Here is a 16,431-nt window from a genome sequence, read left to right as displayed (position 1 = left end):
TTATTCATATTTGAATTAGTCACTCTGTTATGAAGAAAAATTTAGGGGCTGTTTAAAAAACAGCCCTCTTTGATTAAAATTATATATACATAAAACTTAACTTCTTAAAAAATACAAAACAGATTATGAAACGTTTAATAACTATTACGCTCATTTTTTTTGCGGTCTTAAACATAAAAGGTGTAGCTCAAACAATTGATTATAACAGCATACTACCAGTGGACGAAACCATTAAAAAAGGTGTGTTGCCCAACGGGATGACCTATTATATCAAAAGTACGGATGTGGTAAAAGGTGCGGCAAGCTACTATATTATTCAAAATGTTGGGTCTATTTTAGAGAACGACGACCAACAAGGATTAGCACATTTTTTAGAGCATATGGCCTTTAACGGTACCAAACATTTTCCAGGGAAAGGTATTTTGAATACCTTACAAAAGCACGGCGCTGTTTTTGGGAAAGACATAAATGCTTATACATCTTTTGATGAAACAGTTTATAATTTAAATAACATTCCTACCAAAGATGGTTTGGTAGATATCTGTTTAACTGTTTTGGAAGATTGGTCACATTATTTATTGTTGACCAATGAAGAAATTGATGCTGAACGTGGTGTTATAAAAGAAGAAAGGCGCACAAGACAAAGCGGACAAATGAGAATGTTCGAATCTTCAGCTCCCATTGTATATAATAACTCTAAATATGTAAATAGACTGCCAATAGGCTTAATGTCTGTTGTAGAAAATTTTGACTATAAAGTTTTAAGAGATTTCTATCACGATTGGTATAGAACTGATTTACAGGCTATAGCTATTATTGGAGATGTAGATGTTAAAGATATTGAACAAAAAATTATAGAAAACTTTTCAAAAATTCCAGCAGTAGAAAACCCAAAAGAACGTTTTGTTGTTGATATTCCTGAAAATGAAGAGATGTTGTACAGTTTGGGAACAGACCCAGAGGTGTCAACCGCTTCTATAAGTTTTGGTATTCGTCATAAAAAATCATTGAAAATAGAAACCGTAGAGACCTTTAAAGAAAGTTTACTGGAGCAAATAGCTTTGCGTATGTTGTCTGCTAGAATTTCAGAAAAATCCCAAAACCCAGAAGCTTCATTTTTAAGAGCGAGCCTTAAATTCAGTTCATTATCGAGAACTTCCAACTTGTTTAGTCTAAACGTAACCCCGAAACTAAATAAACAACAAGAAGCTTTTAAAGAAGTTTTTAAAGAAGTTATGCGGGCCATAAAACATGGTTTTGTAACTGCCGAAATTGATCGAACTAAAATCATATATCTTAATAATTATGAAAATAAAATAGCAAAATATAACGATAGGAGCCATCGTAATATAATAGGAGATATTCAAGACAATTATCTTAACAACAAACCTATAACCGATATTAAAAAAGAATATGAGCTTGTAAAGCAAATTTTAAGTACGGTAAATGGGGACGAAATACAAAATGCATTAAAGAAACTATATACGCCCAACAATAGGTTTTTAAATGTTACTGGGGTAGAAAGTCAGAAAAACTTAACCAAGACACAAGGCTTGGAAATTATTAAAACTATTGAAACCAGTGAAGATATAGAACCATATAAGGAAGAACTAGTAGATCAATCACTTCTATCTAGCATAGAAATTAAACCAGGGACGATTATAAACACATCCACTAAAAATAGTGTAGGAGCAACTACATTTTTTTTAAGTAATGGTGTTAAGGTACACTATAAATTTGTTGATAAGAATAAAAATGAAGTTAGTTTGGAGGCATTAAGTTATGGTGGTAATTCACTATTGGAAGATGAGGAATTACCATCGGCTGGTATGGTTACAAGCCTTTTGCAACGTTCTGGTTTGGCAAAATTTAATTCAACCGATTTAAAAAAGATACTTGCCGGTAAAACAGTAAGTATGAGATTAGGTTTAAATGATATTAGCGAGTCTATTTTTGGTAGTTCCAGTACAAAAGACGTAGAAACCATGCTGCAATTAGTTCATGCCTATTTTGTAAAGCCAAGGTTTGATGAAGAGGCGTATAAAGTATTGAAAAGTAGACTCAATAATAATTTGCAAAGACGTGTTAATCATATTGGTTCAAAAATAAATGATAGTATTACAGTTGCTCTTTACGGGAAAAACAATACTAGAAAGCGTATTTATAATCAAGATTACATTAATGACATATCTTTCGAAAAAATAAAAACAATTTATAAAGAAAGGTTTTCAGATGCTTCAGATTTCGAATTTTTTATAGTTGGCGATGTTAAAGAAGCACAATTAAAACCGTTATTAAAGCAGTATTTAGCAAGTATACCAACATGGAACACAAAAGAAATCTACAAGGATAATGGTCCAGAATGGATATCGGACCAAATCGATAAAGACATTTATTTAAAAATGGAAGAACCTAAAGCTAATATAAATATTGCCTATAAAAAGGAAATGCCTTATTCAAAAAGCAATGAAATTTACACAAATGCTTTAGGCGATATTTTACAATTGCGTATAACCGAAAGTATCCGGGAAGCCGAAGGTGGTGCTTATAGTCCAGCTGTAGGTGCAAGTTTCTCTAAAGAACCAAAATCTCAAGCTTATGTGTCTTTTAGATTTGACTGTAATCCAGAAATGGCTGATAATTTAGTTAACATAGCTAAAGGCGAGCTTGAAAACATTTCTAAAGGCAATATTAAAGAGGATGATTTAAACAAAACCAAAACCAATTTTATTAAAAAACGCGAACAAAGCAAAGATAAAAACGGTTATGATATGAGTGTGCTAGTTAATTATTTTAGATACGATACCGATATTAACGATCCTAAAAACTTCGAGAAAATAGTAAACGGAATGACAAAAAAACATATTCAAAAAATAGCAAAAGAAGTGCTAACGGGTAGTGTGTGGTACGAAATCGTTTTTAAACCAGAGCAATAAGTTGAATTTGTTTAAAACAGTCTTAGAGAAATAGGTGACTTTTTAAGTTATTGCTTACTTATAAAAATTCATACAAAAAATAATTTTAAGAAATAAAACATGAAATATTATTTAAAAAAAACTTTACTATTAATGGTAACCTTAATGAGTTTTTCATTAGGAAACGCTCAAATTTCAGATCCTGTAAACTGGAATACCTCTGTTAAAAAGATTTCAGATTCAGAATACGAACTAATAGCCACAGCAACCATAGAAGATGGCTGGCATTTATATTCACAACAGGTATCAGAAGGCGGGCCAATAGCCACAACTTTTAACTTTGAAAGTAATAAAAACTATCTAAAAAAAGGGAATACTTTAGAGGAAGAAGGTCATACGGTAAACGATCCTATATTTGAAATGCAAATCAAGTATTTTGAAGATAAAGTAGATTTTAAACAACGTATTAAACTAAAATCAAAAGCACCTTTCAAGATTAATGGCACTGTAGAATTTATGGTTTGTGACGATAGCAGATGCTTGCCGCCAACTGAAGCCGATTTGGTTTTTAACATCAAATAGTCCCCCCCCCCCCTAAAAATGAAGAGAATTCTTTTTGTTTTGCTTGGAATTTAATAAGACCTCTGTTAGCTTTTTTAAATTCAGAAGAAATGAGCTTGTTTAAAATACCCGAATTTGGATGGGCAGATTTTACTTGTCTGTTTTTGGAATCCCAATCACTTAATTTAATGTAGTGTCCTAAATACCTATAGGTAGATTGGCGATTTTTGGTGAAACGTACTGCAAGAGGGTATAATACGTCCTTGTTTTTTTTCTTTATTAAGACTATTTTTATACTAGAAGCCATAGTTGTCCTGTTTAGTCATGAAAGCTAAATCAGGTAAAACGTTTTGCGAAAAAACCTTGTTTAAAAATAAAAAATATTTAATACATTCTCGACACAACATAAGTACAACTTTGAATGATTTCAAATGGTTTTAAATGAAATCAAAGAAAATTAATAAAAATGTAAGAAATTGTAAATCAATCCGTTTAGCTTGTTTTGTGCAAATATAATGATAGCTTAGGATCTAGTGCCGCGAGGTGTGAGAGTTCGAGTCACTCCGCCCGCACTTTTTTCAACTGTAAATTTGCAGTCAAAAAACCTCTCAAAATTGAGAGGTTTTTTTGTTTGGGTACAACATAGGTACAACATTTCGCTTTTTTACTGACTTAATTTAACGTGAGTTCGATGTAAGAATAATTCTATTGAGTTGGCTATCAATAATTTAATATTTATTGTCAGGTTGAGTACTTCGTCTGTGCTCAGCATAAACTAAAGTCGAAACCATTTAAATAGCTGGTTTTAATGACCTTTCGACTGCGCAAGGCGACAAATCGTTTTATTAGTGAATTTATTGTTAAAAACTCCCTTATTTTAAATCGAACTCACGTTAATTTAGAATAATTGGTTTTAATTATATTTAGCATTAAAAACTATTATTTTGTACTACTATCAATAATTTTGGTTCTGTCTCATTAAATAGAAAGGGCTGTATTTTTAAAAGAGAATCTGATTTCAAGAAGCGAGAGCGCAGAAAGTTTTAAACGTTGAAGATTTAGGTTTTAAGATTTGATCCTTTCTAATTATATTTATTATTTCTATTCCTGCTAGTGTTCTTTGTGCTGCCTCAAAATTCTTTAAACTCTGTTGAAATTGCTACTCTTCTTTTAATACTCCTATGGTCTTGCTCTATAATATTGTTCAAGTATTTGACTCGTCTAATCTTTATCTTTTTTCTAGAGAAGCTTCTTTTATTCCAAGTCTTAATGCCAACAGTATTAGCGCCGCTTTTATCTATATTTATGATTCTAGGTTTACCATTGTTTCTAATCGCTTTATTCAAGAACTTTTGAGCAGAACCTTTCATTCTTCTTTTGGTTAGTAGGAAGTCTATGGTATTTCCTTGTTTGTCAACAGCTCTGTATAAGAACCTGTCTTTACCAGGGACTTTAATATAAGTTTCATCTAACCTCCAACTATTAGTTACTTATTTTTTACGCTGATTCATATTGTGCTCAATCTCTTTAGAGAACTTAAAGAACCATCTTTGAATGGTAGAATGATCAACATTAACAACTCTAATTGCTAAAAGCTCTTCGACATCACGATAGCTTAGAGTAAATCTTGGTTTGAAATAGACAGCTTGTTTGATTATAATAGGAGGGTAGCGGTGGTGTTTGTACATTGAGTAGATTTTTTATTTCAAAAGTAAGTATATTTGAAAAGGAAGGAATTAATGCGACAGAACCTCAATTTCCCATTCTAAAAATATTCGTAGTATTGTATATGTTCAATTTTCGCTTAAAAGTTTTTTATACCGTCGCTCGAAGGCTTAATTTCACTAAGGCTTCAGAAGAACTGCTCATATCTCAACCTGCTGTAACCAAACATATCAAAGAATTGGAAAGCCAGTTCAATCTTGCTTTATTTGATAGAAAAGGAAATAAAGTAACACTAACTCCTGCTGGAAAAGTATTACTTAAACATACCGAACAAATACGAGAAATTTATCGCCAAATAGAATTTGATTTAAATCAGTTTAATGAGACTCTAAAGGGAACATTACATGTTGGTTCTAGTACCTCTATCACACAATATATTTTGCCCCCCTTACTAGCGCAGTTTCATAGTATTCATCAAGATATAAAGGTAGAATTGCTCAATGGCAATTCAGAACAGATAGAACAAGCTCTGCTGAATAAAAACATAGAACTAGGTATAATTGAAAGCAAGTCCAAAAGACGAGAAATCCATTATACACCATTTTTAAAAGATGAGATTGTTCTTGTCTCTAGTAGTAATAATTCATTGATTGAAAAGGATGAAATAAATCCTGAAGATTTGAAAAATATTCAACTACTTATGAGGGAACCAGGATCTGGTACTTTAGAGGTTATTGCCGATGCGCTAAAGCAAAAAGGAATTGGTCTTTCTGACCTAAAGGTGGAAATGCAACTGGGAAGTACAGAAGCTATCAAATCATACTTGCAACATTCCAATTGTATGGCTTTCATTTCTTTACACGCCATATTTAAAGAACTAAAAAATGATACGCTTAAAATAATTGAAATCAAAAAATTACCAATTCATAGACATTTTTACTTTATCACCCCTCAAGGTTCAGAAGGAGGTTTACCTGCTTTATTAATCCAGTTTTTAATACGGAATCATAAATTTTGATTATATAAGTGACCATTGTTTTAAATACGTCCTTATGTTCTTTTCTATTACCTTCATTACAAAAATCACATTTAAGCTATAACCTAAGGTTATGCTAAATAAAAATTAGCTATTGGCAATTCGTTTTCTTGCTCCTTATCTTTGAAGTACTAAAAAATTAGTACAATATTTTTATTGTTTAACTTAAAATTTAAAAAAATGAGTTTACGAATTGGAGACGACGCACCAAATTTTAATGCCCAAACTACACTGGGAGTAATCGATTTTCATCAATGGTTAGGAAATACTTGGGGAATTATTTATTCACATCCTGCCGATTTCACCCCAGTTTGTACAACAGAACTTGGGCGTACCGCACAGTTAAAGGATGAATTTTCAAAAAGAGATACCAAGGTAGTTGCCGTTAGTACAGATGATCTTGAATCCCATAAGGGTTGGATTAATGACATTAACGAAACGCAAAATACCAAAGTGGAATTTCCTATTATCGCTGATACGGATAAAAAAGTAGCCACGCTTTATAATATGATTCATCCTAATTTCTCTACAACGGCAACAGTACGATCTGTGTATTTCATCAATCCTGCTAAAAAAATTCAGGCTATTATTACCTATCCAGCTTCTACAGGAAGGAACTTTACAGAAATATTACGTGTACTGGACTCCTTGCAACTAACTGCTGGGCATAGTGTTGCTACACCTGTGGATTGGGAAGTGGGACAAGATGTAATAATTTCTCCTTCAGTAAAACAGGAAGATGTTGAGGCTAAATTTCCTAAAGGACACCGTGTTATAAAACCATATTTAAGATACACACCAGAACCCAACAAGTAATTTGAAATTAGTGTAAAGCATGGATTTAAAAAAGGGATTAGAAAGAGGGCCGTTTAACGATAGGCAAACAGAAAAACTTAGTAATGCGTTGTCTGAGCTTGATTCTGGACAACTTTATTGGTTAAGCGGCTATTTTTCAGGTCTCAACTATGTAGCTTCAACAGTTTCTCCTGAGCTTGATAATCAGACAATAGTATCTACAACTACTGTTACAGAGGTTAAGCCCGAAAAAATAAATATTTTATTCGGTAGTCATACAGGTAATAGTGAGGCACTGGCAAAGAATCTTGCTGCTCAGGCCAAAGAAAGAGGTGTGGAAGTAGATATTTCTGATATGGCTTCTTTTAAAACTAGAGAACTTAAAAATATTAAAAACTTAGCGGTTGTTGTAAGTACTCATGGATTGGGAGAGCCACCTGTACAAGCCGAAGACCTTCATAAGTATCTTCATGGCAAAAAAGCACCAAATCTTTCTCATGTCAATTTTTCTGTTCTGGGTCTTGGAGATAGTAGTTATGTTGATTTTTGCCAAACAGGTAAAGATTTTGATACCATTCTAGAAAAATTAGGGGCTAAACGACTTGCTCCTCGTCAGGATTGTGATGTAGATTATGAGGAAGAAGCAGAAGCTTGGCAAAAAATATTTTTAGATTCTATAGTACGAACATCCGAAGAGGTTTCTAATTTAGAAAACCTAAATGATGTAATTGCACCAGTAAATGGAATAAAATATGATAAAAAAAAACCTTTTGAAGCCACCATTCTGGAAAAGATCAATCTTAATGCCACGGGGTCTTCCAAGGAAACTATACACTTGGAATTAGACCTAGCAGGATCTGGCATAACATACGAACCAGGTGATGCTTTGGGCGTATATGGCAGTAATTCTCCTAAACTTGTCCAAGCGGTTTTAGAAGCTACAAATTTCGATGGAAAAGAAAATGTAATAACGCACAAAGGAGAAAAAAAGTTATTGGAAGCACTGACCTATGATTACGAATTAACCCCTTTATCTAAAACCACATTGTCTAAATATGCTGAATTAACAGATAATCTTCGATTAAATAAAATATTGTCAAATAGTGCCCCGGTTCTTGAATATCTTAAAGGTCGAGATATTTTGGATTTATTAAAAGAAGAACCTCATAAATTATCTCCCAATGAACTGATTTCAGTTTTAAGAAAAAATACGCCACGGATGTATTCCATTGCTTCTTCTCAAAAAGCAGTAGAAGATGAAGTGCATCTGCTGGTATCTGTAGTTCGTTATAATGCCTTTGGTAGGAATAAGGAAGGCCATTGCTCGTCTACTCTAGCAGACCGATTGGAAGTTGACGATAAGGTAAAGATATTTTTAGATAAAAATTCCCGTTTTAAGCTTCCAAAAAAACCTGATATCCCAATTATTATGGTGGGGCCAGGAACCGGTATTGCGCCTTTTAGAGCCTTTATGCAACAACTTGAAGTTTCTGAAAAAAGAACGCCTTCATGGCTTTTCTTCGGCGACCGAAATTTTACAACAGATTTCCTGTATCAAACAGAATGGCAACAGTATCTAAAAGAAGGGATATTGACAAAAGCCGATGTTGCTTTTTCTAGAGACCAAACACACAAGCAGTATGTACAGCACAGAATGTTGGAAAATGGCAAAGAGTTGTATAACTGGCTAGAAAGCGGTGCCCATTTTTATGTTTGCGGCGATGCCAAAAATATGGCAAAGGACGTAGATTTGGCATTAAAACAGATTATTCAACAACAGGGAGGAGTCACTCTTGAAAAAGCAGAAGAATACATTAAAAACCTTCAGTTGTCCAATCGATATCAAGCGGATATTTATTAAATCAAATTAAACAGCCTACAATACAGTTATGGAAAAAAAATTTGCACAAGATAATTTATCGGAAGACGAACATATCAAAGATAAGAGTGATTTCCTTCGAGGAACAATTAAGGAAAGTTTACAGAATCGTTTGACGGGTGCTTTGGATACTGATGATGTAAAGCTTATAAAATACCATGGATCTTATCAGCAGTATGACAGGGATTTGGAGAGTGAAAGAAAACAGAAAAAATTAGAACCTTTATATCAGTTCATGGTCAGAGTAAGAGCTGCAGGAGGTCTTACTACTCCCAAACAATGGCTCGCTTTGGACAAACTTTCAGATGAATATGGTAATGGTACCCTTAAATTGACCAGCAGACAATCATTTCAGTTTCATGGAATATTGAAACGAGGTCTAAAGCCAACTATTCAAGCAGTGAATGAGGTGTTATTGAGTACGCTTGCAACTTGTGGTGATGTGAACAGGAACGTGATGTGTAATTCAAATCCTTATCAATCATTAATCCATAAAGAAGTGTATGGGCTTGCGGGCGAGATAAGTAATTATTTTCTTCCTAAGACTACCGCATATCATGAAATTTGGCTAAATAAAGAAAAGGTAGCTGGAACTCCTGATTTTGAACCATTATACCACCATACTTATTTACCTCGAAAATTTAAGATAGCATTGGCCATTCCGCCAAACAACGAGATTGATATTTTTGCCAATGACCTTGGTTTTATAGCCATTGAGGAAAACAACAAAATCAAAGGATTTAATATTTGTGTTGGTGGAGGATTAGGAAGTACTTTTGGTAATGAAACCACATATCCACGACTGGCGGATGTCATAGGTTTTACACCAAAGGAAAAAGTAATTGAAGTAGCGGAAACTGTGATAGCCATTCAAAGAGATTACGGTAACCGATCGGACAGAAGATTATCGAGATTAAAACATACCATCGATGATAGAGGGTTGGAATGGTTTGTAAATGAACTAAATACTCGCCTCGGTTGGAAGCTTGCCAGTCCTCGGTCATATCAATTCATATCAAACGGCGATAAATATGGTTGGTTAAAAGGGATAAACAATAAATGGTTCTACACATTGTTTGTGGAACATGGAAGAGTGAAAAATGAAGAAGGTTATTCGTTGAAAAAGGCATTAAGTGAAATAGCTTATATTCATAAAGGTGATTTTCGGTTAACGGGAAACCAAAACCTAATTATTGGAAATGTATTAGAAAAAGATAAAAAAAATATTGAAGATATTTTAAAGAAGAATGGGGTTAAAGATCATTCTAAATTAACTGGCCTTCGGAAAAGTTCTATGGCATGTGTTGCATTGGGCACCTGCGGACTTGCTTTTGCCGAATCAGAACGTTACTTACCTTCATTAATAGATAAGCTCGATGTAATAATACGGAAAAATGGTCTTGAAGAAAATGAAATTAATATTAGAATGACTGGTTGTCCCAATAATTGTGCGCGTTCATCTCTTGGAGAAATTGGTTTAGTCGGTCGTGCTATTGGACGCTATAATCTTTATTTAGGAGCTAGCCATAATGGAGATAGATTAAATAGTCTTTATAAAGAAATGCTATCTGAGGCGGATATTTTAGCAGAATTAGAACCTATAATTGTGGCTTATGCACAAGAACGAGACATGGAAGAAAGTTTTGGAAACTTCGTAATTCGTAAAGAAATAGTTGAAAAAACAATACGTCCTTTACAAGTACTAAAATAAAAAATATATTCTGTGTAGTTGTTTTTTGAATTTGCAAATGGTCAGTTTGCTTAGATTTTCAAGAGCAGACTGGTTAGGAAAATAAAGGAAGGTCTTTTACTATTTACCCAAAGAAGAACAACTCGAATTTATTATAAAAATAATAATACCGATTTACATGCATATTTTATCTATGTGGTTTCCTTCCAGTGATGGAAAAAGCTGAAAAACAATTGACCAGTTTATAAATACATGCGAATTCAATCGTAAAAAGGATTTCAATGATTTGAATCAGCAAGTAGATTAGATATGTTAACAGATAGTGAGATTCTTAAAAAAATGAATTCAAAACTTGTTCAGATTCAGTTTAGCGAAATGCAGAAAGTGTTGTATGCCTTATTTCTCAAGTACAACTTTACTGAGAAGAAGTCTAAATTACTTGCCAAAATCTATACAGAAAGTACCTTGGACGGAGTTAATTCTCACGGTATCAACAGGGTTGCACCATTTATTGAATATGTTGAAAAAGGGCTTGTAAGTATTGATGTTGAAGCTAAAAAAATGGAATCCTTTGGCAGTATGGAACGATGGGATGGTCAACTAGGGCCTGGGATCATCAATGCGACAAAATGTATGGAGCGAGCAATAACCTTATCAAAAAGGCATGGAATAGGTCTCGTTGCACTACGAAATACAAACCATTGGATGCGTGGGGGCACCTATGGTTGGCAAGCGGCCAATAGTGGATGTATTTCTATATTATTTACCAATACCAAACCCAATATGCCGCCATGGGGAGGTAAGGAAAGTCGATTGGGGAATAACCCGCTTATTATTTCTATTCCTAGAGAAGAAGGTCATGTGGTATTAGACATGGCAATGTCTCAGTTTGCTTTTGGAACAATCAATAATTATATGTTAAAAGGGGAGAAACTTCCATATCCTGGTGGTTGGGACTCTAATGATGTACTTTCAGATGATCCAAAAAAAATTTCAGAAAATGAGCGCGGCCTACCTATAGGCTACTGGAAAGGCTCAGCCCTTTCTATGGTCTTGGATATGTTAGCCACATTATTGTCTGCGGGTGATTCAACTTCTAAAATTGCAAGCAGAAATTATGAGACAGGGGTTTCTCAAATATTTCTTAGTATATTCCCCAAATTATTTTGTGACATAGAATTACAGAAAAAGCTACTCAATGAAATTATCGATTACACTCATGATGTGGAGCCTATGGAAGTTGATAAACGTACCTATTATCCAGGAGAGCAAACCCTACTGACCCGAAATAGAAATCTAAAGGAGGGAATTCCGGTTAATAAAGAGGTCTGGAAAGACATATTGAATTTGGTTCGTTAAAAGATAAGAATCATTTAATATAGATTTACTTTTTTTGTATTAAGATGTTTAAAAACTATCTATTTCAATTTTGAGTATTACCTTCGATTTTTTATAAATCCATTCATTATCGGATTATAATTATTTTTCAATCTCAGGTAGTTTGAATTGAATTTTTCTGTTCTTTCCAGCAAAAACTACAAACTCATCTTGTTTCAAACGAAAAAGATATCAGCACTCCATTTGACCACAAACTTTTCTTTTTTAAGGCACTTTTATATCAGAACAAATCTGTTATCTAAGACAAAATAACCGTGGGATTTTTTGCTTGATTAATAGGTTGGTTAAGGACAGCTGTTTTTTTTGCTTTTAAATCTACTTTAGGTGCTTTTAAAGTTTTTCCTCTAGCCATGATTTCTAATTTTTTAAATATGAAACATCAATTATTGTTTTTAATGACGATCCTTGATAAGCGAACGTCTTACCTAGCGAGTAGTCATCAATTGCATAGCAACGGAATATTAAAACAGTAAGGTTTAATAATGGGCATTTATAAGCACACTCGCAGTGCTTATAAAGTCGGGAAGATGATTTTTAATTTACTAATTTGAAACTTAGTTTGATACGGTATATTACCATTAAAAGATGTTGTTAAATGTAAAGTAATATGTTGCAATTTGCCAAGATAGTGAATTGAAATTTTTGATAACAGGATAAACATAAGCTTAATATTTAAACTTTCAAGTTAAATGATTCTTAAAGCTTTCTAAAACGCGACAAGTCAAAAATTTCTATCGTTAGTAAAATAAATTTGGCACATAAATTCTCTCAGTTCAGTTGAATTTACACAAAATTTAAACAAACCAATTATTAATTGATTAACTATGTTATAGTAATTTCATATGACCATCAAATTTATGTTTTATGAAATCCAATATTCTGTACTTTTCAAAACACTATCTTTGAAGTTTATTTTATTTCTAATATTAAATAGCCTAAATGATCAAAAGAATCTTCCTTACACCATTTCAGAAATTCGTAAAAATTGAAAGTTTTAGTGGTATTTTATTGCTGCTTGCTACAATTGTAGCATTGGTTTGGGCAAACTCGTCTTTTGGTAATACATATAGAGAACTTTGGCAGTACGATATAGGTGTTGTAACCGATAGCTTCGAATTTAAAAAACCTTTGATCCTTTGGGTTAATGATGGTTTGATGGCTATTTTCTTTTTTTTAATTGGTTTGGAAATAAAACGAGAATTATTGATTGGCGAACTCAATTCCATGAAAAAAATTGCATTTCCTTTAGTTGGTGCTTTGGGGGGTATGTTGGTGCCTGTTATTTTCTTTTTGGTGATTAACCAAAACCCTGACACAACCAAAGGTTGGGGAATTCCTATGGCTACTGATATTGCTTTTTCGTTGGCGGTTATAAATGTACTGGGAAAGCGAGTACCTTTAAATCTTAAAATATTTCTAACGGCATTTGCTATTGTAGATGATATTGGATCAATTTTGGTTATTGCACTGTTTTATAGTGGCACTATTAACCTAACTTTATTATTGATTGCACTTATAATGTTAGCAGTATTGTATTTCATGTCCTTTAAAGGTCTTTACTCTAGATTTATGCTGTTTTTCTTTGGGGTTATTATATGGTTCTTGTTTTTAAAATCTGGAATCCATCCAACAGTTGCAGGTATTTTGCTGGCGTTTTCTGTACCCATAAGACAAAAAATAGACACATCAACATTTTTAGTTCAATTGGAATCGGTATTTAATAATATCAAAAAAGCAAGTGTTTCCAATAAGCCGATTTTGTCAAATGAACAAATTGGGCATATTGATGATTTAGAAGATTGGTCTGTGAAATTTCAGTCGCCTTTACAGCATTTAGAGCATAATTTACATGGTTGGGTGGCCTATTTTATTATTCCAATATTTGCGCTTGCCAATGCAGGCTTGTTTATTGATAGTAGAGCATATTTAGATACAGCCTTAATAATAAATATTATAATTTGCTTGGTGTTGGGCAAAGGTATTGGAATTACATTTATAGTAATGTTCGCTAAAAAGATGAAATTGGTAGAAGTTCCAAAGGATATAAGTTTCAAGCAAATTATAGGTGTTTCTTTTTTAGCAGGAATTGGATTTACAATGGCGATTTTTATTGCTAATTTAGCATTTGCTTCAACACCAGAATTTATAGATTCTGCCAAGATTGGAATTCTAATAGGATCGTTTTTTTCTGCAATAATTGGCTATTTGATTTTGAGAATGGATTCAATTAACAAAAAAACAACTCAAAAAAAATGAATATGTTAATATAATATGAATTTATTATGATAAAGCTATTAGAAACACATAGACAAGATATTATTTATGGAATAGTAGTCATAATTGCAGTAATAGTTTTACGAATTCTAACAAACAAATTACATTATTGGCTCTCCAAAGAAAAACAGAGTAAGTTCCCAGGAGAACCGATACAATCTTTGAGTTTATTAAAACTCATTCTTAATGCATTATGGATTGTTTTAGGGTTGATAGCTTTAAGTTACCTTTTTGTAGATGAAAGTCACCATAATACATTGACCGATGATTTTAAAACAGTACTATACATAGGTATTGTTTTGGCACTTACCATAATTGCTGCTACAACTTCCAATATATGGTTCAAACATGATATTAAGAAAAAAATAGAAAGTGAGCATGACCCAACCAGTTTTAAATTTTTAAGATACATAGTCCTAATTGGAATTTATTTTGTTGGTATTCTTCTTTGTCTCTTGGCTTTCCCGTCTCTTAAAGGTGTTGCTCAAACTGCTTTGGGTGGAGCAGGTGTCATGGCTATTATTGCGGGACTTGCGGCACAAGAAGCCTTGGCAAATATCATAGGAGGTTTATTTATTATTACTTTTAAGCCTTTTAAGATTGGTGATCTTGTTAAAGTAACAGACACTATGGTGGGTAGGGTTAAAGATATTACACTAAGGCATACTGTAATTCGCAATTTTGAAAATAAGATGATTGTGATTCCTAACGCTATAATTAATAAGGAAAAACTCATTAATTATGATATGGGCGAACTTAAATGCTGTGAACGATTGAGATTGGAATATCATATGATAGTGATATCGATTTAGCAAAAAGAATCATGCAGGAAGAATGTGAAAGGCATTCATTAATTTTAGACAATCGTACTGAATTAGAGGTTGAAGAAGGTAACCCAATAGTGAAAACTGCGCTAACACAATTAAATGAATTTTCAATGACCATACAAGCTTGGGCTTGGGGACGAAGTTTCGATGAAGTATTTCAATTAAAAATTGCTGTATTAGAAAGTATTAAAAAACGATTTGATAAGGAAGGTATTGAAATTCCATTTCCTTATAGGACCATTGTTATGAAGCAAGACATGAATTCTCAATTTAAAAAATAAATTACAATTTGATGGGTGATACAGAGCAAGAATTAAAAGAACGTATCAAAGAGTTAACTTGTCTTTATGAGGTGTCATCTATTATTGGCAATGCTAACGCAGAATTGATAGAAGACACGTTAAAAGCTGTTGCTTTCAGTTTAAAAAAAGCATTTCAATATCCCGAAAAAACTGTTGTTGTCTTTCGTATAGAAAATATTTCAATTTCTACAGACAATCAAGTTAGTAACGAACTAAAAATCCAATCTCATATTAAGATTTTTAATAAAGTTAAAGGAGAATTAATAGCAGGGCTTAACAGTTCCGATTCTAAAGAAATCAATTTTTTAAAAGAAGAACAATCACTGTTGGATAATGTAGCTTTAAAAGTAGGAAGCTTACTTGAACGTATTGAGATTCAGAAAAACGAAACCTCTTTAAAACGGCAGATGGAGCGTGCAGACCGTTTAGGTATCTTAGGAGAAATCACAGCAGGTATTGCTCACGAACTCAATACACCTCTAGCCAATATTCTTGGTTTTGCAGAATTGCTAAAAAATGATTTAGACATAAATAGTAAATTATCTGAAGATATAGATAAGATTATAAAAAATGCTATTTTCTCACGTGAGGTGGTTAAAAAGCTAATGTTTTTTTCTTGTGAGATGCCTCAAGAAATGAAGCGTATTAACCTTATTCCTCACATAAAAAATGCCATTAATTTGTTGGCTGCCACTTTTAAAAAAGAACAGGTAAAATATGTAGTTAAAATAGAAGAGGAAGAACTTTGGTTGCGAGCCGATCCAATTCAATTAACACAAATTATTTTCAATTTATTGATGAACGCCATCTACTTCTCACCAACAGAGGGTTTGGTTACTATTGAGGTTCTAGGTTCAGAAAAAGAAATTATTCTTAAAATTTCTGATGAAGGTAAAGGGTTTGCACTGAATGAACTAGAGAAAGTATTTCAACCATTTTTTACAACAAAACCGACAGGGGAGGGTTCAGGATTAGGACTGAGTGTGGTTCATGGCATAGTTGCTTCACATAAAGGCACTATAACTGCTCAAAATAACAAAAAAAAAGGGGCTATATTTACAATTATACTTCCTAAGGAATAATTATAAC

12 protein-coding genes and 1 pseudogene are annotated in these 16,431 nt (G+C 32.9%); 11 read left to right on the top strand and 2 right to left on the bottom strand.

What is annotated here, in order from left to right; translation table 11 throughout:
• The first annotated feature begins 125 nt into the window (after positions 1-125).
• The gene (locus tag PQO00_RS12330; protein ID WP_274185149.1) at positions 126-2,936 is read left to right on the top strand and encodes a pitrilysin family protein; all 2,811 of its coding nucleotides are present in this window, start codon (positions 126-128) and stop codon (positions 2,934-2,936) included.
• 99 nt (positions 2,937-3,035) lie between these two features.
• Positions 3,036-3,497: a protein-disulfide reductase DsbD domain-containing protein gene (locus tag PQO00_RS12325; protein ID WP_274185148.1), complete on the top strand. Its 462-nt coding sequence runs from the start codon at positions 3,036-3,038 to the stop codon at positions 3,495-3,497.
• Here the strand turns inward: PQO00_RS12325 and PQO00_RS12320 are convergent.
• Together PQO00_RS12320 and PQO00_RS12315 are read right to left on the bottom strand one after the other, a co-directional pair.
• Complete coding sequence (locus PQO00_RS12320) at positions 3,490-3,783, bottom strand: Arm DNA-binding domain-containing protein (RefSeq protein WP_274185147.1); 294 nt, start codon at positions 3,781-3,783, stop codon at positions 3,490-3,492. The genes PQO00_RS12325 and PQO00_RS12320 overlap by 8 nt on opposite strands.
• 711 nt (positions 3,784-4,494) lie before the next feature.
• A pseudogene (locus tag PQO00_RS12315) lies at positions 4,495-5,164 on the bottom strand (IS6 family transposase).
• Between PQO00_RS12315 and PQO00_RS12310 the strand changes: the two are divergent.
• From PQO00_RS12310 to PQO00_RS12275, 9 genes are all read left to right on the top strand, one after another.
• On the top strand, positions 5,164-6,159 hold the full coding sequence (locus PQO00_RS12310; RefSeq protein WP_274185146.1) for a LysR family transcriptional regulator: 996 nt from the start codon (positions 5,164-5,166) through the stop codon (positions 6,157-6,159). The pseudogene PQO00_RS12315 and the gene PQO00_RS12310 sit on opposite strands and share 1 nt — an antisense overlap.
• A gap of 198 nt (positions 6,160-6,357) precedes the next feature.
• Positions 6,358-6,993, top strand: coding sequence for a peroxiredoxin (locus PQO00_RS12305; RefSeq protein WP_274185145.1), 636 nt, complete (start codon positions 6,358-6,360; stop codon positions 6,991-6,993).
• 19 nt (positions 6,994-7,012) lie between these two features.
• Positions 7,013-8,833 carry an assimilatory sulfite reductase (NADPH) flavoprotein subunit gene (locus tag PQO00_RS12300; RefSeq protein ID WP_274185144.1) on the top strand — a complete coding sequence of 607 codons (1,821 nt, stop codon included), beginning with the start codon at positions 7,013-7,015 and terminating at the stop codon, positions 8,831-8,833.
• Between the two features lie 28 nt (positions 8,834-8,861).
• Complete coding sequence (gene cysI, locus PQO00_RS12295) at positions 8,862-10,562, top strand: assimilatory sulfite reductase (NADPH) hemoprotein subunit (protein ID WP_274185143.1); 1,701 nt, start codon at positions 8,862-8,864, stop codon at positions 10,560-10,562.
• Between the two features lie 318 nt (positions 10,563-10,880).
• Entirely contained in the window at positions 10,881-11,900 is a 1,020-nt protein-coding gene (gene yiaK, locus PQO00_RS12290) for a 3-dehydro-L-gulonate 2-dehydrogenase (RefSeq protein ID WP_274185142.1), read from the top strand.
• Between the two features lie 978 nt (positions 11,901-12,878).
• Positions 12,879-14,195, top strand: a complete 1,317-nt coding sequence (nhaA, locus tag PQO00_RS12285; protein WP_274185141.1) for a Na+/H+ antiporter NhaA — start codon at positions 12,879-12,881, stop codon at positions 14,193-14,195.
• A gap of 26 nt (positions 14,196-14,221) precedes the next feature.
• On the top strand, positions 14,222-15,025 hold the full coding sequence (locus PQO00_RS12280; RefSeq protein ID WP_337992841.1) for a mechanosensitive ion channel domain-containing protein: 804 nt from the start codon (positions 14,222-14,224) through the stop codon (positions 15,023-15,025).
• A gap of 11 nt (positions 15,026-15,036) precedes the next feature.
• Positions 15,037-15,321, top strand: a complete 285-nt coding sequence (locus tag PQO00_RS20340) for a mechanosensitive ion channel family protein (protein WP_337992840.1) — start codon at positions 15,037-15,039, stop codon at positions 15,319-15,321.
• Between the two features lie 11 nt (positions 15,322-15,332).
• Complete coding sequence (locus PQO00_RS12275) at positions 15,333-16,424, top strand: sensor histidine kinase (protein ID WP_274185140.1); 1,092 nt, start codon at positions 15,333-15,335, stop codon at positions 16,422-16,424.
• Positions 16,425-16,431 lie beyond the last annotated feature (7 nt).

This window comes from Flavivirga sp. 57AJ16 (assembly GCF_028736925.1).
Lineage (GTDB): Bacteria > Bacteroidota > Bacteroidia > Flavobacteriales > Flavobacteriaceae > Flavivirga.
The sequence above is the reverse complement of the archived record's forward strand: the minus strand, read 5'-3'. Positions and strand labels throughout refer to the sequence as shown.